Raw genomic sequence first — 20,584 nt, 5'->3', positions numbered from 1 at the left:
GACTTAAGCCTCCAACTTACCGGCAGCCTTGTGAATGGCGCCGCGGATACGGACATAGGTCCCGCAGCGGCAGAGATTGCCGGCCATGGACTCGTCGATGTCCGCATCGCTCGGTTTCGGGTTCTCACTCAAGAGGCCGATGGCCTGCATGATCTGGCCGGACTGGCAGTATCCGCACTGCGGCACATCCATCTCCCGCCAGGCGGTCTGAACCGCTTCCGCGACCGGACTGTTCAAGCCTTCGATCGTGGTGATCTCGAGACCCTCGGAGTCCTCGATGAAAAGCTGGCAGGACCGCATGGGCTGGCCGTCGACATGCACCGTGCAGGCGCCGCAGGCGGCAACCCCGCAGCCGAACTTGGTGCCCGTTAAATTGAGTTCGTCGCGAATCACCCACAGCAGCGGCGTGTCGCCATCGACATCAACGCTGCGGGTTTCACCATTTATTTTGAGTTCGTACATGGAAAACCTCCATTGACCGGAGCGGGCTTATCCCGCCCGGCGTGCTTTTCGGACGATAGATCTTTTGGGAAAGGGACGTATCCTACGTCTTCGGATGTGCCGTATTTCCGGCAGAATCGGAGGCCGCAGAGCGGCGTCTCCCGGCCGATTTGTTCCGAAGCGATAATTTTCCGTTCCACCTCTGAGACGAAATCGCGTTAGCGCGATCGATGGAAATCGATATGGGAACAGCTTCGCGGCTTGACCAGAGCCCGAAGAGAAAAATTCTGGAACGCGGCGCACAGCAGTGAGACACTTGCGAACCAACAAAGGGAAATGGGTCGTCATGCCGCTCACGTCATTGGATCATGTCAACATCCGCACCAGAAACCTGCCGGAGATGGTGCGCTTTTACGAGGAGGTTGTCGGTTTGTATGAGGGGGAGCGACCGCCATTTTCCTTCCCGGGTGCATGGCTCTATTGCGGAGACCGGGCGGCCCTGCATCTGATGGGACCCGCCGAGGGGGAAACCGCCGCGGTCGGACAAATCGATCACTTCGCTTTTATGGCTTCGGGCCTCAGCGACTTCATTGCCAACCTGGAAAAGCGAAACATCGAATACGCGACCCGGACGATACCGGAACTGGGCAACACCCAGGTCAATGTGCGCGACCCGGACGGCAACCGGATCGAAATTCAGTTCCTCGCGAGTGAGAGCGCCTGAGCCTAACGCCGAGGTCAAGCCACAACCAAAGCCCTAAAGATTGAGGCACTCCATGACTGAAGCTGCGACACCCACTGTCTTCATCGACAATGACAAAGTCCGGGTCACCGAATGGCGCTTCGCACCCGGGGCCGCAACCGGCTGGCACCGTCACGAGATGGACTACGTCGTCGTCCCGATGCTCGACGGACAACTCAAGATCGTGACTGAGGGCGGTAAGGAAAGCTTGGCCGAACTCAAAAAAGGCGTGCCCTACTACCGCGAAACCGGCGTTGAACACGACGTGATCAATCCGAACGACTTTGAGTTCGTGTTTGTCGAGGTTGAGACGAAATAGTCCACCTTCGAATGCGTTAACCCGGTCTTTCACCGGTCAATGCTGTGCCTTGAGACGCTCCAGGCCGAACGCCAGGAGGCCGGCGAATAAACCCCACATGGCCGCACCCAAACCGAAGGCGCTGAATCCGGAAGCCGTCACGGCAAAGGTGGTGAGCGCTGCAAAGCGGTCGCGTTCTTCGCTGACGCTTGCGCTGAGCGAAGCCATGAAGGGGCTCGCCAGGGCCACCCCGGCAACGGTCGCGATCAAGGCTTCGGGGAAACTGGCAAAAAGCGTTACCAGCGATGCGCCGAAGACAGCGAGAAGAGCGTATCCCAATGCGTAGAAAGGTCCGCAGAGCCAGCGCCTGTCCTTGTCCGGATCAACATCGGGTCCGGTGCAGAGCGAGGCGGTGATCGCCGCGAGGTTCGTGGCGTGCGCGCCGACCGGTGCCGTCAGGAGTGACGCAAGTCCGGTCACCCCGAGGATCGAGCGCGATGGCGGATGATAGTCCGACGCCTTCAACACCGCAAAGCCCGGCAGGTTTTGCGAAGCCATGGTCACTATGTAGAGTGGCAGGCCCAGTCCGATCAGTGTGACGGGGTCGAAAACCGGATGGACGTAGATGAAGCGGGACAGCGCCAGGTCTCCGATCGGCCGGGTTAAATCCAGTCCGTAAGAAAGCGCGACACCGGCCACCAGAACCACCAGAACCGCCCAGGCGGCGGAGAACAGTCTGAAAGTCACGAAGACCGCCAGCAGCGGAAGGACCAGGGCCGGACTGGCCTCCAGGTGGTCGAAAAGGGAAAGAACGAAGCCGAACAAGACGCCCGCGAGCATGGCGGCGGCAATCGCCGTCGGGATCCGTGCCATGAGGGCATTGATCGGACGAAAAGCGGCCGTGGCGATGATCAGGACCGCCGCCAGCAGGAAGGCACCGACGGCCTGCTCAATGTTGACCCCCTGCGTGGTCGCGATCAGGGCAGCACCGGGTGTCGACCATGCCGTCACGATCGGCATGCGGTGACGCAGGCTCAGAACCGCCGTGGTTGCCGCGATTGCCAGGCAAAGCGCGGCAACCCAGGAGGAGGTCTGGTCGGGTGTTGCGCCGACGGCCCTGGCGGCGGCCAGAATCACGGCGACGGAACTGCCGAAACCCACCAGGATGGCGACAAGAGCGGATATAACGTGGGATGAACGCATCATGGAACAACAAATTGGATACAATTTATATATCTGGATACAATTTGATTGTTTTGTCAATCCTCATCCTGGGCTAACATCTCCTCATGACGAGCAATCTAAATCAGAGAGGCACAGACGCCGGCAGGACAGCCCTGCTCACCGGACGGCACGGTGAACAGGCAACGGAAGTTCTCGAGGTATTGCGTGAAGACATTGTCAGTGGCCGTCTGCAGGCGGGCTCGGTCCTGCGCCAACAGCTTTTGGCGGAACGTTTCGGTGTCAGCCGCATGCCGATCCGTGAAGCGCTCTATCGCCTCGAAGCAGAGGGCTTTATCTCCTTCACGCCGAACAAAGGGGCGATGGTCGCGCCGGTCAGCGCGGCGGACCTGCAGGAAATCTATGAAATGCGGGTGGCTGCCGAAACGCTCGCCTTGCGGCTCGCCCTGCCCGAACTCACCAACGCGCAGATCGGGCGCGCGGAGGATCTGCAGGAAAAAATGGAATCCGCGCCCGTCGCCGACTTCGGCCGGTTGAATGCCGCGTTTCACACGACCCTTTATCAGCCCTGCGCGCGCCCACGCCTGCTTGCCCACATCGAAAACCTGAGCAATGCCGCCGACCGCTACCTACGTATGACCGTTAGCACCCTGGACTATGCGAAGGTCTCCCACGGGGAACACCGTGCGCTTTTGGACGCCTGCTGGCGCCGGGACGAAATGGCCGCGATCGAAAGCCTCACCCGCCACATAGAAGATGCCGGCCGTAAACTACATGAACGACTGCTTGGAAGTCCCTAACCTAGGTTTGGCCCGCCAGCCCAGCTTGCACCTCCCGAAAGGCGTCAATGATCCAGTCGGCAACCGCGCGCACCGACTGCACTTCACGTTGATCCGGTCGCATCAGGAGCCAGGCTTCCCGGCTCAGGTTCAGATCCTTCTCCTCAGGCACGATCGAAAGCCCGTCTGCGCCTCCCCGAGACGCCAATTCAGCAACGAACGTCGGCAGGCAAGCCACACCCGCCCCGCATGCAACTGCCCTGGTCAGGGCGTCCAGATCGTTACTCCGCAAGAGAGGTTCCGCGCCATCCAATTTCCCCGCGACAAATCGGGCCTCAGGCAAATGGGCCAGGTCCTCCTGATAGGTCAGCCACTGACGGCTTGCGGCCGGACCGCGCGCTTTCGGGTCCGCACTCGCCTGGAAAACGGCGAAGCGAATATCGGCGAGTTTCCGCACCAGGAGATCCCCCCGCTCTGGACGCGCAAGACGCACGGCAAGATCCGTCTCCCAGCGTGCAAAGCTGACGTTCTCGTGCCCGGTGAGAAAGCGCAGCGTGACCTTCGGGTGAGCCGCCTGAAGGGCCCTGATCCGTGGCGCCAGGATATGGCGGGCAATCATCTCGGTGGCGGCGATGCGCACGCAACCCACCGCCTCTTCCAGGCTATCGCCTGCCAGATGCTCGAGCCGCAGGGCCTCGGCCTCCAAACGCTCAGCCTGGGCGATCAGGCCCGCGCCTCTTGAAGTTGGAATCCGGCGGCCGTCGTAGGCCTGAAAAACCTCCACCTCCAGCGCCCGCTCCAGACGTGCCAAACGCCGGGCAACCGTCGTCTCATCCATGGCAAGCCCCCGCGCCGCCGCCGCGAAGGTGCCACCGCGCGCAATAGCCAGGACGACCTTTGCATCATCCCAATTGATCATGGCTGCAAAAATGCAGGAAGCGGCTGCAGTTGTCGAGGATTTGCAGGAGACATTGCAAAGCGTAAACAAGGCAACAGCTACACCCAACCCGTTGGAGGCCAAAATGTCCGAACCCAAAACGCTGCTGAACCTCGCGGGTGCCGCCATCCCGCAGGCAAAGCTCTCCAAGGCCACGCTGGTCATGATCGATCTTCAGAACGAATATCTGGAAGGTCCGCTCGCCCTGCATAAGGTCGATGCCGCTGTCTCCAATGCCGCCACTCTCTTGGCGCGTGCCCGCGCCGCCGGAGCCCGGATCGTCCATATCGCCCATGTCGGGGGCGCCGGCGGAGCGTTCGACCGCTCGGCCCATCGGGGTCAGATCATCGATGCCGCTGCACCGGAGGGAGGTGAACTGGTCATCGAAAAACGCAAACCGAATGCCCTGGCCGATACCAATCTGCAGGAAGAGCTGGAAAAAATCGGCCGCAAGGATCTGATCCTGGCCGGTTTCATGACCCACATGTGCGTCAGTTCGACCGCGCGCGCAGCTTTCGATTTGGGCTACAACAACACCATCGTCGCTGAGACCTGCAGCACGCGCGCCCTCCCGAACCCCAGCGGCCCGAACCCCGGCAGTCGTGCGATTGAAGCTGGCGTTCTACACGACAGCGCCCTCGCCGCCCTGTCCGACCGCTTTGCCTGCATCGTGCCGACGGTTGCGGATCTCGCAGACTGACCCGGCTCTGCGCGCGTTCCGCGCCTCAATCAAGGTACATGGGACCGGGATTGCTGTAGAGCTCGTCATAGTGGACCAGGCTCTGCTCGCCTCGCAGCGGGCACGGCGCGCCGTCCCGGAAGGCCCATTCACCCCGGTCGCAGTTCTCAGCGATGACATAGCCATTGATGTAGAATCGACGATCGATCGTCGAGCGGTTGGGACCTGAGCCATGGAGCGTGTGGACGTGCCAGAGCGCCATATCGCCGGGCGCCATTTTGAGGACAGCAACCTTATCCGAGCGCAGGCCGAGGCGTGAAAGATCGGCGGTATCCATTTCCTGGTCCATAGAACGCCGGTCCGCGTCGAAGGGCAAATCGCCGCTCAGGTGGCTCTCCGGGCAGACTACCATGGCACCGTTTTCCATGCTGTGGGGGTCAATTGCAATGCCGGTCTGGATGTAGGAATTGGCGAGATCCCGGTAAGCCTCGCGCGGACGGCGAGAGCGGGAATCCTGGTGAAATCCGAACTCTGCGGACGCACCCGGCGCCTTCCAGTGCATCTGATTGATGATCTGCTTGAGATTGGGACCGATCAAGGGCTCCAGGATCTCCAGGATGCGGGGGTCCCGCCGGACACGCTCAAGACCCTCGTCGATCCAGCCCGGCCATTGAACATAGCGCAGAATCTTGCCCTTGGCTGGATCATCGGCAAGACAGAAGAATGTGTTGCGGTCTCGCCAGTTACGCCCGCCCGCCAGGGCCCGCGCATGAATCCCGTCGAAAGCTTCGGCCATCTCAGCGATTTCGTCCGGCGCAAAGACGCCGCGAACGACCGCATAGCCTTGCGCCTGAAACTGAGAAACGTGGTCCTGAACCATACGCGATCCACCAAGCAGTGATCTTACTTTGTTCGAACGAGCACAATAGTATCGCCGCCAACCTAAAAATCGATAAATGAAACTTCCGTTTCAGGCCGTGCTGATTGGTCCTTTTTGTTTGCGCACACAAAATTTTCATTTGTTTTCGGTTTTGAAAACGCCCTGAGAGGATGCAAATGCGAAAACCGACAGCATCACCTTCTTTGCTAAACTTGGGAAAATGCCCGCGTTAAACTTGGGAAAACGGCTGCTCCGCGTTGCACCAGCCGGTGCAATGACTGGGTCACCTGATCCGAATCATTTTGCTTTCTGAAACGTAGTTGCTACAAATAGATAACGATAATGTTTCAATCGAAAACTCCTCCTAGAGTCCGCGAGAGACCTCGGGAAGGGTTTGAGTGCTGAGCGGTCTGAAGCTGCGGCTTTCATCCGCAAAATGAGGAAATACAGGGAGAAACTGATGAAACTTCGAGACCTTCTTTTCGGCTGCGCGAGCGTACTGGCTTGCCTGTCCCTCAACGTGACCGGCGCAGCTGCAGCCGACGAGTGCCCGCGTGGCGATCTCGACAGCCGCTTCTGCGATGTGGATGGTGATCTGATCGCCGACATTCCTACGGATTCATCCAAATGGCTGGATCCCGACAAGCTTATCTTCGCCTACACACCGGTGGAAGACCCCGCTGTCTACAAGGAAGCCTGGTCTGACTTTACGGATTATCTCGAGGAGAAAACCGGCAAGGACGTGGTCTTCTTTCCGGTCCAGTCCAACGCCGCCCAGATCGAGGCCATGCGTTCCGGACGCCTGCACATCTCGGGCTTCAACACCGGATCCAACCCCCTCGCCGTGAACTGCGCGGGCTTCAGGCCCTTCACCATCATGGCCCGGGAAGACGGCAGCTTCGGTTACGAGATGGAAATCATCACCTATCCGGGCAGCGGCATCGAAAAGGTCGAAGACCTGAAAGGCAAAAGCCTGGCCTTCACCTCCCCAACCTCCAACTCCGGCTTCAAGGCGCCTTCCGCGATCCTGAAAGCCGACTTTGGCATGGAAAAAGACCGGGACTTCGAGGCGACCTTCTCCGGAAAGCACGACAACTCGATCCTGGGCGTTGCCAACAAGGACTACATCGCAGCCTCGATCGCCAATTCGGTGAAGTTCCGCATGATATCGCGCGACGTGATTAAGGAAGACCAGGTCGTGACGATCTTCAAGTCGCAGACCTTCCCGACCACCGGTTACGGCGTTGCCCACAATCTGAAGCCTGAACTTCAAGAGCAGATCAAAGATGCCTTCTTCAGTTTCGAATGGGCCGGATCTTCACTGGAAAGAGAATTCTCGAAGTCAAAAGAAGCCAAGTTCCTGCCTATCACCTACCAGGAATTCTGGGACGTCATCCGGAAAATCGACAGCGCGAACGACGTTTCCTACGCCTGTCAGTAAGAGACGTTCCCGATCCTATCGTCACCCCGGCAACTCTGCTTTCACAAGAGTTGCCGGGCGTGTCGTCTTTGCAGGTAGAGTGCCATGCTACAACTGAATAAACTGACCAAGCAGTACGCGACCGGCGACCTGGCGTTGAAGGCTGTCGAGCTGGAAATTCCCAAGGGACAGGTCGTGGCCCTGATCGGGCCTTCCGGTGCCGGCAAAAGCACTCTGATCCGCTGCATCAACAGACTGGTCGAGCCGACGTCGGGGAGCGTAGATCTCAACGGGAAAGAGCTGACCAAACTGGGATCTGGCGCTCTGCGGACGGCACGGCGGCGCATGGGTATGATTTTTCAGGAATATGCCCTGGTCGAGCGCCTGACGGTGATGGAAAACGTCCTCTCCGGCCGCCTGGGCTACGTCGGCTTCTGGCGGTCGTTTCTGCGGCGCTATCCCCAGAGCGATATCGATGAGGCCTTTCGCCTGCTTGAACGGGTCGGACTGGACCACATGGCCGACAAGCGGGCCGACGAGCTTTCAGGCGGTCAGCGTCAGCGGGTCGGCATCGCCCGCGCCCTCATTCAGGACCCGGAATTGTTGCTGGTCGACGAACCGACGGCCTCCCTCGACCCCAAGACCTCGCGCCAGATCATGCGTCTGATCTGCGAGCTCTGCGCGGAGCGCGGACTGGCGGCGATCATCAACATTCATGACGTCGCCCTGGCGCAGATGTTCGTGCAGCGCGTGGTCGGGCTGCGCCTCGGCGAAGTTGTCTACGACGGCCCGCCCAACCAGCTGACGCCCGATACCCTGACCCAGATCTACGGCGAGGAGGACTGGGAAGCCACCATCGAAAAGGTGGAGGATGACGAAGAAGGTGACGATGCGCTCCCACAGGGAGCCCTTGCATGAGCACCTCCGTCGCTGCGCCGAGAAAGTGGCGAAAGCCGCCGCTGATCAAGAACCCCATGATGCGCTGGAGCCTGCTGCTGGGTGCGCTCCTCTATCTCGTGCTGGCACTCGGCACCATGGAGGTCAACTGGTCGCGCGTTTACGAAGGCCTGGACCGGGGCGGGCGTTTCATCCTGGCGTTCTCCCAACCCGATTTCGTCAGCCGCTGGTCGGACATTTCAGCAGGCATGCTGGAATCCATCATCATGACCATCACCTCCACGGCGGCAGGCATCATCATCTCCATTCCCATCGGCCTGGGCGCGGCGAAGAACATCGCGCCGATGCCGGTCTATATCATCTGCCGCGGCATCATCGCCATCTCCCGCGCTTTGCATGAGATCATCGTCGCCATCCTGATGGTCGCCATCTTCGGCTTCGGTCCCCTCGCCGGCTTCATTACGCTCTCCTTCGCCACCATCGGCTTTCTCGCCAAGCTGCTGGCCGAGGACATCGAAGACACGGACCGCTCCCAGGCGGAAGCCATCAAGGCCACCGGCGGCTCCTGGCTGCAGTGGATCAACTACGGCATTCAGCCCCAGGTCATGCCGCGCCTGATCGGCCTCTCCATGTACCGTCTGGACATTAACTTCCGGGAGTCCGCAATCCTGGGACTGGTGGGCGCCGGCGGGATCGGCGCGACCCTGAACACCGCTTTCGACCGCTATGAATTCGATACGGCAGCAGCGATCATCATTATCATCATCGCAATCGTGATGTGCCTTGAATACCTCTCCGGCATTATCCGCAGGAGGGTTCAGTAATGGCCATCGCCACCAATAGATCGGGGCAAAAGGTCTGGCAGCTGCGGGACCGCAATGCCCAGCTCATCCGCTGGTTCGCCTGGTTCGTCGCGGTCGCCGTTATCATGTACTGCTGGCAGGCGATTTCGGAAAAGACGACCTGGTTCTTCGTGATGGACGCTCCGAACATCGCAGGGGACATCATGTCCCGCGCCATGCCGCCCAGATGGCCCTACATCAACGAGCTCTGGGAACCTCTGTGGGACACGATCAATATCGCCACGATCGGCACGCTGCTCTCGCTCATCCTCGCCGTTCCGGTCGCGTTTCTGGCTGCCCGCAACACCACGCCGCATCAGGTGTTCTGCCGCCTGCCCGCGCTGCTGATCATCGTCTCGTCCCGCTCGATCAATTCGCTGATCTGGGCCCTGCTGTTGGTTGCGATCATCGGTCCGGGCATCTTCGCAGGCACCATCGCCATCGCACTGCGCTCGATCGGGTTCTGTGCCAAACTGCTCTACGAAGCCATCGAGGAAATCGACGAGAAACAGGTCGAGGCGATCAGAGCAACCGGCGCCAGCCCCTGGCAGGTCATGGCCTATGGCATTGTGCCGCAGATCATGCCGTCCTTCGCGGGTATAACGGTCTTCCGCTGGGACATTAACATCCGTGAGTCCACCGTGCTGGGACTGGTTGGCGCGGGCGGCATCGGTTTGCAGATGCAGGCTTCGTTGAATGTGCTGGCCTGGCCCCAGGTCTCACTGATTCTACTGGTGATCTTCGTCGCCGTCATCCTCAGCGAGATGGTCTCCGCAAAGGTTCGGGGCGCGATCATCTAGAGCATGTAACTTCGAAGGCCGATCCGGGACAGCGTTTGCAGAGCACACCGCGCTCGGACGCGCCAGAGACTGCAATTTCACGCGACATGCTTAGAACGGCCGTCCCTGACGCAATCCATCAGGGACGGCATCCGGGTTACTCCCAGGAACCGGTCTTCTCCAATACGCGGGAGTAGGCTTCGAACTCCCATTTCACCGGCAACGCATCTTCAAGATGGATGAGTTCCTCCACAGTGAAACGCAGCAGACGTTCGGCCGCGTCGAAAGCCTCGACCTCCGGCCCTTCCCAGATCACCTCTGTCTGACCGGTCATATACAAAAGATCACCGCCCTCGAAATCCACCAGCAGCAGTCCGCAACGCGGATTGAGCAGAATGTTGCCGATCGTATTGAAGAGCGCATTGCCGCGAAAATCAGGCCACAGGATCTGAGCATCACCATCGATCCGCAGGAAGCCGGGCTTGCCACCGCGATGCGAAACGTCCACGCCCTCCGCCGCCTCCCCTTTGCCTTCGGAGAATTGCGTCGCGATGAAGAAAGTATCCGCCTGCTCGATCAGCCGGCGTTGCGCAGATCCGATGACCCGCGCTCTGGTCTGCTTGCCTGACCGCCATCCCGTCCTGGCAACCAGATGACGGGTCTGAATGAAGCGCGGGCAGTTTCCGAAAGACTGAGCAACCTTTACACTGAAGGCGCCGGGCCGGAGCGAATGAAGCTTCCCGTTCATCCGGTTCCGGCGGCGGCTGTGAAACTCCAGCCCGAGCAAGCCGACATCCATGCCCTCCTGAAGGCTATCCCTGAGCGGGTCACCTTCCAGGATATCGGCTTGAATCTGCAGCTGCGTCGGGTCATCCGAAGCGATGAAACCAGACTCTCCGGTCAGGAGAGACGCCCAGGGCCGCCCCTGCTGATCGACATGACCGACGAACAGCGTTTCCAACTGAGCAAAGAAGTCCCGATGCTGTTCGGGCATGTGGTCGCGGATCATCCCGCCCGCGCGCTCCGCCCTGTCTCGCACGCCGGCGCGTTCCTGAGCTTCCTGCTCTCCCGCATGAAAGGGCGATGTCTCGCCCGTTCCTTCTGCATCATCCATGGTATTCTCTCCCAGAGGCGTTGTCGTCGGTTGAACCTAAGCTGCCAAACCGGCTTTGGTGGCCGTCATCGGAACAAAGCCGGGAAGCGCCTCGATCCGGGTCAGCCAGGCGCGCAGATTAGGATAGGGTTCCAGGGTGACGTTGCCTTCCGGCGCATGGGCAATGTAACTGTAGCCGGAAATGTCGGCGAGTGAGGGACTCTCCCCAGCGAGGTAGGGCCGGTTTACCAGAATGCCGTCGATGATCCCCAGGATACCCGCTGCCCGCGCAATCGTTTCTTCGGCATTCAGGGGAGCGCCGAAGACCGTGATCAGGCGCGCGGCTGCGGGACCGAACGCGATCTGCCCGGCAGCGACGGACAGCCAGCGCTGCACCTCGGCGAGGCCTTCCGGGTCCTTCGGATACCAGGTGCCATTGTCGTACTTGGCAGCCAGGTAGATCAGGATGGCGTTTGAGTCCGCGACGATAGTCCCGCCGTCGTCGATGACCGGAACCTGGCCAAGCGGATTGAGCGCCAGAAAGTCGGGAGCCTTGTGCGCGCCATTGGCCATGTCAAGATCGACGGTCTCGTACGGCAGCCCGAGGATGGCGAGCAAAAGCTCGACCCGGTGGCAGTGACCGGAGAGAGGATGGCGGTAGAGCTTGATGGCTTGCGCTGGTTTCATGACTGTATCCTTTGCCTGTTGTTTGCAGATATTTTACCGAACGATTGTTAAATATCTAAACACATATTGTTGATGCTGCGATGCCGGTCTGAGTGAATTTAAGGTATCGTTGGGTGTCGTGTTTCGTCGTCTGACGTGCTCTCCGCCGCCGGGCTCAAGATCGAGCTTGCCGCTTCAGACTGCAGGCGCCAGCAGCCTCTCGGGAAGTGACGCCAAAGTTCGCTTAAATCCCTTTGGTGAGCCGGTGATACGTGTATAAACCAAGGCCCCCTCGATCGAGATCAGAGCGTCCTCGGCCCGGGTCCGGGCAGTGGCTTTGTCGATCCCGGCATCCATGACCACCTCAGCAATGGTCTTTTCCCAGGCTTTGACCGAAGCTGCGAGTTGGTTGGAGAACAGCGCGCCCGCCTGCCCGATCCCAAAGACATCCAGGATACAGGCACGACTGCCGCTGTTGTAAAAGCGGTCAAGCGCAGCCGTCATTTTCTTCAGGCGCGCCGCCGGCGTCCCCTGCCCTTGCAGTGCGGCAAAAACATTCTCGCCGAACCAGGTCTCGATCTGTTGAATAACAACCGCAGCCATTTCTTCTTTCCCGCCCGGAAAATAGTAATAAAGGCTGGCCTTCTTCAGACCCGTGGCTTCGGAGAGTTTAGTCAGACTGGTGCCCTCGTAACCAAGATCGCGAAAGGCGATCGCCAAACGTTCGATGACCTCTTCTTTCGGCAACAAGGCAGCAGGCATTCGACTTTCCTTCCTTGACGATATTGACCGATCGTTCGGTAAAATTATATAGGAACCAGCGGCTTTTCAAGGTAAAGATTTCAAAAAAGCCCTCACGCCCCGCTTCAAAGTTTTGCAGAACAACGGTTTTTTAGAGCCGAAAGGCCCGTTATGAACGACGATACAACTCGGAACGACAGGACTCGGAACGACAGCGGCTTCGTGAGCGACATCGCCTTCACGCCCGCGGTCAAAGAGCTTCAGGAGCGCTATGGCTCCCGGAAGAACTACGCCGACCCGATGGCGGATTGGTCCGACCGAATCACTGGCGACCTCGCCGCCTTCGTCGCTCAACGCAACTCCTTCTACCTTTCGACGGGCAATAGAGATGGACAGCCCTACATCCAGCACAGGGGCGGCCCGAGGGGTTTTCTACAGGTGCTCGACGCCAAGCGCCTGGCCTTCGCCGACTTCAAGGGCAATAAACAGTACATTTCCACGGGTAATCTCAGTGAGAGTCCGAAAGCCTTTATCTTCCTGATGGACTACATGGGTCGGCAAAGGGTGAAGATCTGGGGCCGGGCCGAAATCTCCGAGGACCCGGAACTGATCGCGCAGCTGCGGGTCGAGGGATACCGCGGCCGCCCCGAGCGCGCGATCGTCTTCAGCGTGGAGGCCTGGGACGCCAACTGCCCGCAGCACATTCCGCAAAAATACGACGAGGAAGTGGTCGCACATGCCCTGAAGAAACTCGAAGCGAGGATCCTGGAACTGGAGAGCGAACTGGCGGCTTTGAAGGCCCCATCGTAGATCCCGTATCGTAGATCCCGTATCGTAGATCCCGTCAGGCCTGCCCCGATCTCAGAACAACCACGCCTTCGGTCCGTGCACGCACGTCCGGTGACGCAAGGCAAGAGGTCAGAGCCTCATAGCCGGGCGCGCCAGCATAGGGCTTCACCTCGACCGGCGGACTGTGATTGGCCGGACAGAAAAGAATCCGCTCCTCACTGCCGACCAGCGTCACATCGAGAATCGCATTGGAACGGGTGAGTAGAAACAGCGAAGCTGCTCCGTGCGGACGCCGCCGCAGATATCTCATGAGCGCCTCCTGTGAGGCTTCATCCAAGCCCTGCTCGACCATATCGATCACAAGAATATCGGCACCTTCCGCATGCAAAAGAGAAAGAAGCTGACGCAAGGCCTGTGTATCTGCGGCCCCGTCATCCAGCAACCAGCTCAGCGCGTCGGACCACGCGGCGTCCGAAGTCTGTCTATATCCCGGTCTTTCGCCTGCCCCGCCTTCATCCAGACGATCCAACCCGACAAAAACGGCACCTGGCAGCTTTTCCGCTATCCGCCTGGCCAGACGTGTCTTGCCACTCCCCAGCGGGCCGGTGATGAAGGTGAGGTGCGGAATGCCGTTCAGCTCAAATCTCTCTCCGCCCCAGGGCCAAGGGAGATCGAATGCGACTCTCGCCCCTTCGGCAGGCTCCAGAATGTCGGCCAGCGCCCGGATATCCGGCGTCTGCCCTTGTGACAGTTTTTCGCGGAAGCTTCGGACCTCGGCGATGGTCCCGGAAAGCTGCGTCGCCTGTGCCTCCAACGAAACCTGATGCGCCATGAGCGCAGCCGCGAGACTCTCCGCATCGCCATCGAGCACTCGCGCCACCTGAGCGAGGCTCAGCTTCAGCTTGCGCAGAGTCGCGATTTCGGCGGCACGTGCCATTTCCACCGGACCATAGCTCCGCCATCCGGCTTCACTGCGCAAGGGTGTCATCAGGCCCTGCGCCTCATAGAGGCGCAGGGCTTTCGCGGATACCCCAAGCCGCCGTGCGGCCTCGGATGGGTTCAGAAATTCACCGGACGTCATTGCAATTCGCCTCCACTGTTGGGTCTCGAGACCCTCTGTATCGGGGTGGCCCCGGGGTCCGGGTCAAGAGGCTAATTCACAGCCCGGAGAGAAACGCGCTCAACAGCGTTATGATAGCGCCAGAGGGACTCTGCACCCAGCCCCGACGAGACACCGGCCACCCGCTGTCAGGTCTATCATGGTAGATCACGTCTACTTTGAAAGGTCTTGAGCCAACATGAGAGCATTGCCGTCCGGGTCATAGAATGTCGCCACGCTGACCATCCCTTCAATGGTTTCGGTTTCCCCATCGAATTTCACATCGGCATTTTCCAGCGCCCCCCGCGCGGCCGCGATGTCCGCCACGCCAAACACGGGAACTGTGTTGCCGGGAGTGGGTTCCGACTGTTCGCCCAAACCCAGAGTGACGCCTTGTGTATTGGTCTGCATCTCGCTCCAACCGGCTTCGTCGATATGCACAAGCAATCGGAAACCCAGCATCTTTTCGTACCACTCGGCACTTGCGTGCCTTTCACGAACTGAAAGAGCCAAAGTGATTGTGTTGTCTAAAGAAACGACTGGCATGGTACTTCCTTATGCACTAAAAATATAGTAAATATAATTCATGGATATAACACTGCTTGTCAATCTCACATCCAGAGCCTGGTCGCTGAAAATTCTGGCCCTGTTGGATTCTGGCACCCCGGGCCGGCAGGCTCCGTTGATCGCCGCGGCCAGGGCAAGCCGTACTTCGTTTGCATCGAGCCTGGATCATCTGGTTCAGCTTGGATTGCTCGAGAAAAACCCGGGTCACGGCCATCCCTTGCGGCCGGAGTTCCGCCTGACCCATACAGGCAAGACGGCAGCGGCAATTGCCAGCAGGATTCTGGAGACCCTGCCCGATGACGACGCCTTCGCCATCATAAGACGGAGCTGGGCCGTGCCCATTCTGGCGGTCACGGAGTCCCCGACACGCTTTTCGGTCATTAAATCCGGACTGGGAACAATCACGGATCGCGCCTTATCCCAATCACTCTGCGTTCTAGAAGACCGGGCGTGGCTCAAGCGCGAAATCGATGTTTCCCAGCGTTCTCCATTTCCGACATATCATGCGGTGAACGCTGGCCGGAAAATCAACCAGGCCATCGGTCTGAGCATCTAGGCGGGACTGACCAATTCTCTCAAGAGGCTCCATTCCCTGCGTAGCAAGATCGAGCGGACTGTCGAGGCCCGGAGAGAAGGTCAGCTCATGGGCGATCCCTCGGCCTAGAGTGTCTCCTCTAGTAAATATCGAACATTTTCTGAATGCGCTCCGGGTCGTTCGTGACAGTCAGGGCCAACATGGCGAGCACCCGCGCCTTCTGAGGGTTCAGATTGTCCGCCGCCACGATGCCCGCGTCGCGCATCGACGCACGCCGCAGCACGCGCCCGCTGCCGGCTCGTGTGCTTTGAACAATCACCACCCCCTCTCCGCGCGCGGAAAGTAGCGCCTCCTGCTGAGCGGGCGTTACCAGACCCGGGGCGACGCTCGACACTACGATGCCCCGGGCGCCGGCGGTGACGAAAGCCGAAATGGCGGCGGCATCCGCCCCGGCGTAGGTTGCGGCAACATCGACGCGCGGCAGGGTCTCAAGCCCACCGACGTTGAATTCCGTATCTGGCGCATGGCGCCGTGCCGGATGCCGATAAATCGCAACCCGTCCGTCCGGGTCCGCATATCCCAGCATACCAAGATCCGGGCTGCGAAAGGTCTCCAGACGGTGGGTCGACATCTTCGTGACTTCGCGGGCGGCCTGAATTTCCTCGTTCAGCATGACCAGGACGCCGACGCCGCGGGCTTCTTCCGACACCGCAACCTGCACCGCATTCACCAGGTTGGGACCAGCGTCCGAGCCCAGAGCGTTCTTTGGTCTTTGCGCGCCCACCAGCACGACGGGGATTTCGGTCTTGAGTGTCAGATTCAGAAAGTAGGCGGTTTCCTCGAGCGTCGCGGTCCCATGGGTTACAACAATACCCATCGGCGGATCAGGCGCCACGGCAACTTCATGGATCTTGCCGGCGAGGTCGATCCAGTCCCCGGGCGAAACCGCGGAGCTCGAGAGTCTGCGAAATGATACGCTCTCGATCTCTGCCATGACGTCCAGTTCAGGAAATCTGGCCAACACCTCGCCAATTTCATGGCGCTCCCCGAACTCCACATATTCATAGGTGTCAAGGCCGTGCCTGCCATCGAAGGAGATGGTCCCTCCGGTGCCGATCACCACCACTTTCGGGCGTACTTTCCGTCCTGCCAATAGAGTCTCCTTATCAAGCTCGCGAAACCATTCCTAAGCTTCACCAGTCTGGTGTGGTGGAACTGAAGTTCGTATCATTTATGATCGCTTTTGCGGTTTTCTGAGCAGGAAGTGTCGTGCTGGCGATGCTGAAGCATCGGCGAGCGGCGGTGAAGCCCTTCAGAGAGCCACAAAAGCGACCTTTCCAGCGCCTTTGCAAGTCCCGCGGATGTCGTTGCGAGGACCTTGTGATGCTCCACATCACTGCGGCCCTCGCGCCTAACCGCGTAACTTGCAAAGACGTCATAAATCACACGAACTTCAGTTCCACCACACTAGGGAATGATGCGCAGATTGACGACTCAGACAAAGACGGAAAACAGCGTCCCATTTATGACATGTCGATGTCTGAATTTTTCTCGTTGAAACAAAGATATACGACAAATATAACAGTGTTATATTTTTTTTGTCGGCACCGGCGCGTTTCGGTTCGTTCATCAGTCTGCGGGAGCTTCTTAATGCCAAAAGTCCTTTACGAAAAGGATGGCCGTATCGGCCGAATCACCCTCAACCGACCGGAGGTGTTGAATGCAATCGATGGTGACTTGCCGCATGAGCTTGCCGACTGTGTCGCACGGGCCAATGCCGACCCAAGCGTCCATGTCATCGTACTGGGCGGCGCCGGCCGGGCATTTTGCGCGGGCTATGACCTGAAAGCCTATGCGGAAGACGGCGGTTCCAACGACGTGAACCAGGCGATGCCCTGGGACCCCATGAAGGATTACGCCTTCATGATGCGGAACACGGATCTCTTCATGTCATTGTGGCGCAGTCACCGGCCCGTGATATGCCGAATTCAGGGCAGCGCGGTCGCAGGCGGATCGGATATCGCGCTTTGCTCGGATCTGATCGTCATGGCGGAGACGGCCAAGATCGGATACATGCCCGCGCGGGTCTGGGGCTGCCCGACCACCGCCATGTGGGTTTACCGCCTGGGGGCCGAGGGCGCCAAGCGCATGCTCTTTACCGGCGACACTATCGATGGCGCCGAAGCGGAACGCATCGGCCTGGTTCACAAGGCCGTGCCCGATGCCGACCTTGAACAGCAGGTCGAAGCTCTTGCCGAGCGAATCTGCTCTGTGCCGGTCAATCAGCTGATGATGCACAAGCTGGTCATCAATCAGGCCATCGAAGCCATGGGCCTGCGCAACACGCAAATGATGGCGACCGTGTTCGACGGCATTACCCGCCACAGTCCCGAGGGCATGAACTTCAAGAAGCGCGCAGAGGCCATCGGATGGAAACAGGCCGTCCGGGAACGCGACTCGGGGAGCTACGACTGGACGGCCGACCGGCCCTTTGACGATCCCGCGTAGTTGAGCACCGAAGGCGAGCAGTGAGAGACATGACAAGCGCGCAAGCAACGACAACCGCCAACCGCAAGAGCCGTGGTGCCGCCTTACGCGATGTGCGGCGCAGCCAGCTGGTCGAGGCGGCAAAGACCGTCTTTAAGGCCGTGGGCCTGGAAGGTGCGAGCATGCGGGTCATTGCCGCTGAAGCAGGCTGCTCGACCGGCGCAATCTATCCTTACTTTCAGGGGAAGGAAGAACTTTACGCCGCGGTGCTCGCGACATCACTGGAAGCCTTGAGAGATGAAGTGAAAAAGGCTGCAAATGACCTCCAACCGGAAAACGCGGCGCAAGCAGGTCTATGGGCGATCTTCGATTATTACAGGACAAACCCGGACGACCTCACGCTCGGGCTTTATCTTTTTGGAGGCGAGCAACCCGCTGGCTTGAACAGCGAACTGAACCACGCTCTCAACACGCAGCTCCGCGACGTCTTCGATCTGGTCGAAAATTCTTTCAGGGACGCCGGCGCCCCGGATCCCGCCGGTAAAACCGCGTCCGCGATGGCGCAGGCCACCGGACTTCTGATTCTGGAACAAACCGGCCGGCTGCGTCTTTTCCAAAGGACCGCGTCCGAGCTTTTTGCCAGCTTTCTCAAGAGCCTGTGAACAGGTCCTGAAGAATTTACTTTGACACTGCACCAGACTTGAACCAGCCTCTCACGTGAAAAGATCCAACAGAGGCGGGCCCGGCGGATGACGATCAATATCGACACTTACTTTGCTCTGAATTCCCCTTGGGCCTATCTCGGCAATGCCCGCCTGGAGGAGATTGCGCAGCGCAGAAGCTGCAGCGTCACGATGAAGCCGGCGAAGTTCGCCGAGGTCTTTGCGCAAACCGGCGGCGTGCCTCTGCCCAAACGCTCACCGGAACGGCAGGCCTACCGGATGATGGAGCTGAAGCGCTGGCGCGATCATCTCAACATCCCCATCGTCCTGACCCCGGCGCATAGCATGACCGATCACATGCCGGCGATCGGATTAATCTTCGCTTCGAATGACGCGGGCGAAAACACCCTGCGCTTCTATACGGAGTTGGGCAGAGCTATGTGGGAACGAGACGAAGACATCGCGGAAGCCAGCGTGCTTGCCGCGGCTGTCGAGCGGGCCGGACTCGATACCGCAGCCTTGGAAGCCCATGCGGTATCAGCCGAAGATCTTGCCGAAAGGCTTGAGCAAAATACCGGCGAGGCGATCGCGGCCGGCGTTTTCGGAGCGCCGAGCTACGTCCTGCCGGACGGTGAAATCTTCTGGGGCCAGGACCGCATCGCGTTCTTGGATCGCGCGATAGAAAAGCTGCAGGCCTGAGAGATCGATTCTGATCAGACGCTGCTCAACACCCGGTCAATCAACTGGTCGGTGACACCGAGATAATGCTCGGGGTCGCGAAGCTGCGTCCAATCGACCGGCGCGTCGCAGCACTCCGCCAGCACGTCCATCAGATTCAAACCGCTCGCCGCCGCCTCATGGCAGCACTGCTTGACCAGGGTTTGCGCTTCCGGGCGCGGCAAATGTTCGGCCAGCGCAAAGGTCGCGGCTTCGGCGAGCATCAGACCGTTCGAAATCTCGAGATTGCTTCGCATGCGCTTGGCATTTACCTCAAGATTTTCGATCAAATAGAGCGCATGTTTCAAGGAAACGACGGTCGAGACCACCATTTGCGGCAGGCTCAGCCATTCCAGCTGCCAGGCTGCGCCGCCACGCTCATGCTCCTGCAAGAGCGCCTGGTGCAGTGCCGGCAGCAGGGTCGCGTTGTTTCTCGCCGAAGTCACCAGCACTTCACTGGAGACCGGATTGGATTTTTGCGGCATGGTGCTGGAGCCGCCGCGGGCGCCTTCGCCCAGAGCCTGACCGCCCTCGCGGACTTCGCCGACCTCGTTTTGCGACATCAGCACGATGTCCTGTCCGATCTTTCCGAGGCTGCCGGTCACCAGTGAAAGCCAGCCGGCGAACTCAGCCAGGCCGTCGCGCTGTGTATGCCAGGGCACGGCGGGCGTTTGCAGTTTCAGCTCGGCGGCCAGAGCCTCCATCACCTCCAGACCGCGCCCGCCCAGCGCCGAGAGCGTGCCTACCGCGCCGCCGAACTGGACCACAAGCAATCGCGACCGCAGCTCGGCCAGCCGGGTGCGATGCCGCAGCAGAGGCGACAGCCAATTCGCAACCTTGAGTCCGAAGGTCATAGGCAGAGCCTGTTGCGAGCGTGTGCGCGCGACCATGACTGTCGCGCGATGCCTCTCTGCAAGGCTTTTCAAAGCCTGGATACTATGCTCCAGCCGCATTTCCAGCACCTCGGCGGCGGAGGCCAGTGTCAGGACCAGAGCCGTGTCCACGATATCCTGGCTGGTTGCGCCCCAATGCAGATACTGTCCGGCGTCCGTGTCCATTCTGCTGCGCAACGCCGCGACGAGTGCCGGGACCGGCACGCCTGCGTCCCCAGTGCCGTCCGTCAGTTCCGATACCGGCAAAACCGTCTCGAACAGAACCGCATCGATGGCGTCGGCCGCCTCTTCAGGAATGACACCCAACCGGCCCTGAACGCGGGCCAGGGCCGCTTCAACGCGCAGCATTTGGGCCACCGTGGCCTCGTCACTGAAGAGCTTCGCGATCTCGCGACCGGAGAAGAGCAACTGAAAGAGTGTCGAATCGAGAGGACTGACGGCCATGGTGTTACAGGAAAT

General features: G+C 59.8%; 24 protein-coding genes. 13 read left to right on the top strand and 11 right to left on the bottom strand.

The features are described from left to right. Window positions 1-3: 3 nt before the first annotated feature. Window positions 4-462 carry a (2Fe-2S)-binding protein gene (locus FKG95_RS08805; protein ID WP_142895937.1) on the bottom strand — a complete coding sequence of 153 codons (459 nt, stop codon included), beginning with the start codon at window positions 460-462 and terminating at the stop codon, window positions 4-6. 325 nt (window positions 463-787) lie between these two features. On the opposite strand from FKG95_RS08805, the gene FKG95_RS08800 reads away from it, so the two are divergent. Together FKG95_RS08800 and FKG95_RS08795 are read left to right on the top strand one after the other, a co-directional pair. Continuing rightward, window positions 788-1,165: a VOC family protein gene (locus FKG95_RS08800; protein WP_142895936.1), complete on the top strand. Its 378-nt coding sequence runs from the start codon at window positions 788-790 to the stop codon at window positions 1,163-1,165. Window positions 1,166-1,217: 52 nt separating this feature from the next. Further along, the gene (locus FKG95_RS08795) at window positions 1,218-1,502 is read left to right on the top strand and encodes a cupin domain-containing protein (RefSeq protein WP_142895935.1); all 285 of its coding nucleotides are present in this window, start codon (window positions 1,218-1,220) and stop codon (window positions 1,500-1,502) included. Between the two features lie 36 nt (window positions 1,503-1,538). Here FKG95_RS08795 and FKG95_RS08790 read toward each other — a convergent pair whose 3' ends face one another. Then, complete coding sequence (locus FKG95_RS08790; protein WP_218940119.1) at window positions 1,539-2,687, bottom strand: benzoate/H(+) symporter BenE family transporter; 1,149 nt, start codon at window positions 2,685-2,687, stop codon at window positions 1,539-1,541. Between the two features lie 83 nt (window positions 2,688-2,770). Between FKG95_RS08790 and FKG95_RS08785 the strand changes: the two genes are divergently transcribed. Beyond that, entirely contained in the window at window positions 2,771-3,463 is a 693-nt protein-coding gene (locus FKG95_RS08785; protein ID WP_142895934.1) for a GntR family transcriptional regulator, read from the top strand. A 1-nt stretch (window position 3,464) separates the two neighbouring features. Here the strand turns inward: FKG95_RS08785 and FKG95_RS08780 are convergent, their stop codons facing one another. Then, window positions 3,465-4,361: a LysR family transcriptional regulator gene (locus FKG95_RS08780; protein WP_179953996.1), complete on the bottom strand. Its 897-nt coding sequence runs from the start codon at window positions 4,359-4,361 to the stop codon at window positions 3,465-3,467. A 103-nt stretch (window positions 4,362-4,464) separates the two neighbouring features. Here FKG95_RS08780 and FKG95_RS08775 point away from each other — a divergent pair, with 103 nt between their 5' ends. Further along, the gene (locus FKG95_RS08775; RefSeq protein WP_142895932.1) at window positions 4,465-5,079 is read left to right on the top strand and encodes a cysteine hydrolase family protein; all 615 of its coding nucleotides are present in this window, start codon (window positions 4,465-4,467) and stop codon (window positions 5,077-5,079) included. Between the two features lie 25 nt (window positions 5,080-5,104). On the opposite strand, the gene FKG95_RS08770 is transcribed toward FKG95_RS08775, so the two are convergent. Next, window positions 5,105-5,938 (bottom strand): phytanoyl-CoA dioxygenase family protein, encoded by an 834-nt coding sequence (locus FKG95_RS08770; protein ID WP_142895931.1) that lies wholly within the window; start codon window positions 5,936-5,938, stop codon window positions 5,105-5,107. A 460-nt stretch (window positions 5,939-6,398) separates the two neighbouring features. Between FKG95_RS08770 and phnD the strand changes: the two genes are divergently transcribed. The 4 genes from phnD (at window position 6,399) to phnE (FKG95_RS08750) (ending at window position 9,897) form a co-directional block, all read left to right on the top strand. Next, a complete protein-coding gene (phnD, locus tag FKG95_RS08765; RefSeq protein WP_142895930.1) occupies window positions 6,399-7,379 on the top strand; it encodes a phosphate/phosphite/phosphonate ABC transporter substrate-binding protein in 981 nt (326 codons plus the stop codon). 84 nt (window positions 7,380-7,463) lie between these two features. After that, entirely contained in the window at window positions 7,464-8,276 is an 813-nt protein-coding gene (gene phnC, locus FKG95_RS08760) for a phosphonate ABC transporter ATP-binding protein (RefSeq protein WP_142895929.1), read from the top strand. Then, window positions 8,273-9,079: a phosphonate ABC transporter, permease protein PhnE gene (gene phnE, locus FKG95_RS08755; RefSeq protein WP_142895928.1), complete on the top strand. Its 807-nt coding sequence runs from the start codon at window positions 8,273-8,275 to the stop codon at window positions 9,077-9,079. Before phnC ends, phnE (FKG95_RS08755) begins: the two co-directional genes overlap by 4 nt. Beyond that, a complete protein-coding gene (gene phnE / locus FKG95_RS08750; protein ID WP_142895927.1) occupies window positions 9,079-9,897 on the top strand; it encodes a phosphonate ABC transporter, permease protein PhnE in 819 nt (272 codons plus the stop codon). Before phnE (FKG95_RS08755) ends, phnE (FKG95_RS08750) begins: the two co-directional genes overlap by 1 nt. Window positions 9,898-10,033: 136 nt before the next feature. Here phnE (FKG95_RS08750) and FKG95_RS08745 read toward each other — a convergent pair whose 3' ends face one another. The 3 genes from FKG95_RS08745 to FKG95_RS08735 all read right to left on the bottom strand — a co-directional run bounded on the left by FKG95_RS08745 (window position 10,034) and on the right by FKG95_RS08735 (window position 12,397). Further along, complete coding sequence (locus FKG95_RS08745) at window positions 10,034-10,990, bottom strand: PNPOx family protein (protein WP_142895926.1); 957 nt, start codon at window positions 10,988-10,990, stop codon at window positions 10,034-10,036. A gap of 36 nt (window positions 10,991-11,026) precedes the next feature. Further along, window positions 11,027-11,656, bottom strand: coding sequence for a glutathione S-transferase family protein (locus FKG95_RS08740; RefSeq protein ID WP_142895925.1), 630 nt, complete (start codon window positions 11,654-11,656; stop codon window positions 11,027-11,029). A 174-nt stretch (window positions 11,657-11,830) separates the two neighbouring features. Next, window positions 11,831-12,397 (bottom strand): TetR/AcrR family transcriptional regulator, encoded by a 567-nt coding sequence (locus tag FKG95_RS08735; protein WP_142895924.1) that lies wholly within the window; start codon window positions 12,395-12,397, stop codon window positions 11,831-11,833. A 150-nt stretch (window positions 12,398-12,547) separates the two neighbouring features. On the opposite strand from FKG95_RS08735, the gene FKG95_RS08730 reads away from it, so the two are divergent. Then, a complete protein-coding gene (locus FKG95_RS08730; protein WP_142895923.1) occupies window positions 12,548-13,186 on the top strand; it encodes a pyridoxamine 5'-phosphate oxidase family protein in 639 nt (212 codons plus the stop codon). A gap of 34 nt (window positions 13,187-13,220) precedes the next feature. On the opposite strand, the gene FKG95_RS08725 is transcribed toward FKG95_RS08730, so the two are convergent. Together FKG95_RS08725 and FKG95_RS08720 are read right to left on the bottom strand one after the other, a co-directional pair. Beyond that, window positions 13,221-14,246 carry a MerR family transcriptional regulator gene (locus tag FKG95_RS08725; RefSeq protein ID WP_142895922.1) on the bottom strand — a complete coding sequence of 342 codons (1,026 nt, stop codon included), beginning with the start codon at window positions 14,244-14,246 and terminating at the stop codon, window positions 13,221-13,223. Window positions 14,247-14,438: 192 nt separating this feature from the next. After that, a complete protein-coding gene (locus FKG95_RS08720) occupies window positions 14,439-14,810 on the bottom strand; it encodes a VOC family protein (protein WP_142895921.1) in 372 nt (123 codons plus the stop codon). A 40-nt stretch (window positions 14,811-14,850) separates the two neighbouring features. Here FKG95_RS08720 and FKG95_RS08715 point away from each other — a divergent pair, with 40 nt between their 5' ends. Next, window positions 14,851-15,387, top strand: coding sequence for a winged helix-turn-helix transcriptional regulator (locus tag FKG95_RS08715; RefSeq protein ID WP_142895920.1), 537 nt, complete (start codon window positions 14,851-14,853; stop codon window positions 15,385-15,387). Window positions 15,388-15,505: 118 nt separating this feature from the next. Here FKG95_RS08715 and FKG95_RS08710 read toward each other — a convergent pair whose 3' ends face one another. After that, window positions 15,506-16,519 carry an asparaginase gene (locus FKG95_RS08710; RefSeq protein WP_142895919.1) on the bottom strand — a complete coding sequence of 338 codons (1,014 nt, stop codon included), beginning with the start codon at window positions 16,517-16,519 and terminating at the stop codon, window positions 15,506-15,508. Window positions 16,520-17,016: 497 nt separating this feature from the next. Here FKG95_RS08710 and FKG95_RS08705 point away from each other — a divergent pair, with 497 nt between their 5' ends. The 3 genes from FKG95_RS08705 (at window position 17,017) to FKG95_RS08695 (ending at window position 19,214) form a co-directional block, all read left to right on the top strand. Next, window positions 17,017-17,874, top strand: a complete 858-nt coding sequence (locus tag FKG95_RS08705; RefSeq protein ID WP_142895918.1) for a crotonase/enoyl-CoA hydratase family protein — start codon at window positions 17,017-17,019, stop codon at window positions 17,872-17,874. A 29-nt stretch (window positions 17,875-17,903) separates the two neighbouring features. Continuing rightward, window positions 17,904-18,515 carry a TetR/AcrR family transcriptional regulator gene (locus tag FKG95_RS08700; RefSeq protein ID WP_142895917.1) on the top strand — a complete coding sequence of 204 codons (612 nt, stop codon included), beginning with the start codon at window positions 17,904-17,906 and terminating at the stop codon, window positions 18,513-18,515. Window positions 18,516-18,602: 87 nt separating this feature from the next. Further along, the gene (locus FKG95_RS08695; RefSeq protein WP_142895916.1) at window positions 18,603-19,214 is read left to right on the top strand and encodes a 2-hydroxychromene-2-carboxylate isomerase; all 612 of its coding nucleotides are present in this window, start codon (window positions 18,603-18,605) and stop codon (window positions 19,212-19,214) included. A 14-nt stretch (window positions 19,215-19,228) separates the two neighbouring features. Here the strand turns inward: FKG95_RS08695 and pcaB are convergent, their stop codons facing one another. Then, entirely contained in the window at window positions 19,229-20,569 is a 1,341-nt protein-coding gene (gene pcaB / locus FKG95_RS08690) for a 3-carboxy-cis,cis-muconate cycloisomerase (protein ID WP_142895915.1), read from the bottom strand. Window positions 20,570-20,584: the final 15 nt, after the last annotated feature.

It is taken from the genome of Denitrobaculum tricleocarpae (assembly GCF_007004665.1).
In the GTDB taxonomy this organism is placed as follows: Bacteria; Pseudomonadota; Alphaproteobacteria; order Kiloniellales; family Kiloniellaceae; genus Denitrobaculum; species Denitrobaculum tricleocarpae.
This window is presented reverse-complemented; position numbering and strand designations above follow the sequence as displayed.

Excerpts from the sequence above, each read along its gene's own strand:
- FKG95_RS08695 (WP_142895916.1), top strand. The coding sequence starts at position 18,603 with ATGACGATCAATATCGACACTTACTTTGCTCTGAATTCCCCTTGGGCC.
- FKG95_RS08740 (WP_142895925.1), bottom strand. The coding sequence starts at position 11,656 with ATGAAACCAGCGCAAGCCATCAAGCTCTACCGCCATCCTCTCTCCGGT.
- phnC (WP_142895929.1), top strand. The coding sequence starts at position 7,464 with ATGCTACAACTGAATAAACTGACCAAGCAGTACGCGACCGGCGACCTG.
- FKG95_RS08770 (WP_142895931.1), bottom strand. The coding sequence starts at position 5,938 with ATGGTTCAGGACCACGTTTCTCAGTTTCAGGCGCAAGGCTATGCGGTC.
- FKG95_RS08775 (WP_142895932.1), top strand. The coding sequence starts at position 4,465 with ATGTCCGAACCCAAAACGCTGCTGAACCTCGCGGGTGCCGCCATCCCG.
- FKG95_RS08725 (WP_142895922.1), bottom strand. The coding sequence starts at position 14,246 with ATGACGTCCGGTGAATTTCTGAACCCATCCGAGGCCGCACGGCGGCTT.
- FKG95_RS08780 (WP_179953996.1), bottom strand. The coding sequence starts at position 4,361 with ATGATCAATTGGGATGATGCAAAGGTCGTCCTGGCTATTGCGCGCGGT.
- pcaB (WP_142895915.1), bottom strand. The coding sequence starts at position 20,569 with ATGGCCGTCAGTCCTCTCGATTCGACACTCTTTCAGTTGCTCTTCTCC.
- FKG95_RS08700 (WP_142895917.1), top strand. The coding sequence starts at position 17,904 with ATGACAAGCGCGCAAGCAACGACAACCGCCAACCGCAAGAGCCGTGGT.
- FKG95_RS08800 (WP_142895936.1), top strand. The coding sequence starts at position 788 with ATGCCGCTCACGTCATTGGATCATGTCAACATCCGCACCAGAAACCTG.
- FKG95_RS08705 (WP_142895918.1), top strand. The coding sequence starts at position 17,017 with ATGCCAAAAGTCCTTTACGAAAAGGATGGCCGTATCGGCCGAATCACC.
- phnD (WP_142895930.1), top strand. The coding sequence starts at position 6,399 with ATGAAACTTCGAGACCTTCTTTTCGGCTGCGCGAGCGTACTGGCTTGC.
- FKG95_RS08785 (WP_142895934.1), top strand. The coding sequence starts at position 2,771 with ATGACGAGCAATCTAAATCAGAGAGGCACAGACGCCGGCAGGACAGCC.
- FKG95_RS08795 (WP_142895935.1), top strand. The coding sequence starts at position 1,218 with ATGACTGAAGCTGCGACACCCACTGTCTTCATCGACAATGACAAAGTC.
- FKG95_RS08745 (WP_142895926.1), bottom strand. The coding sequence starts at position 10,990 with ATGGATGATGCAGAAGGAACGGGCGAGACATCGCCCTTTCATGCGGGA.
- FKG95_RS08805 (WP_142895937.1), bottom strand. The coding sequence starts at position 462 with ATGTACGAACTCAAAATAAATGGTGAAACCCGCAGCGTTGATGTCGAT.
- FKG95_RS08720 (WP_142895921.1), bottom strand. The coding sequence starts at position 14,810 with ATGCCAGTCGTTTCTTTAGACAACACAATCACTTTGGCTCTTTCAGTT.
- phnE (WP_142895927.1), top strand. The coding sequence starts at position 9,079 with ATGGCCATCGCCACCAATAGATCGGGGCAAAAGGTCTGGCAGCTGCGG.
- FKG95_RS08735 (WP_142895924.1), bottom strand. The coding sequence starts at position 12,397 with ATGCCTGCTGCCTTGTTGCCGAAAGAAGAGGTCATCGAACGTTTGGCG.
- FKG95_RS08715 (WP_142895920.1), top strand. The coding sequence starts at position 14,851 with ATGGATATAACACTGCTTGTCAATCTCACATCCAGAGCCTGGTCGCTG.
- FKG95_RS08790 (WP_218940119.1), bottom strand. The coding sequence starts at position 2,687 with ATGATGCGTTCATCCCACGTTATATCCGCTCTTGTCGCCATCCTGGTG.
- phnE (WP_142895928.1), top strand. The coding sequence starts at position 8,273 with ATGAGCACCTCCGTCGCTGCGCCGAGAAAGTGGCGAAAGCCGCCGCTG.
- FKG95_RS08730 (WP_142895923.1), top strand. The coding sequence starts at position 12,548 with ATGAACGACGATACAACTCGGAACGACAGGACTCGGAACGACAGCGGC.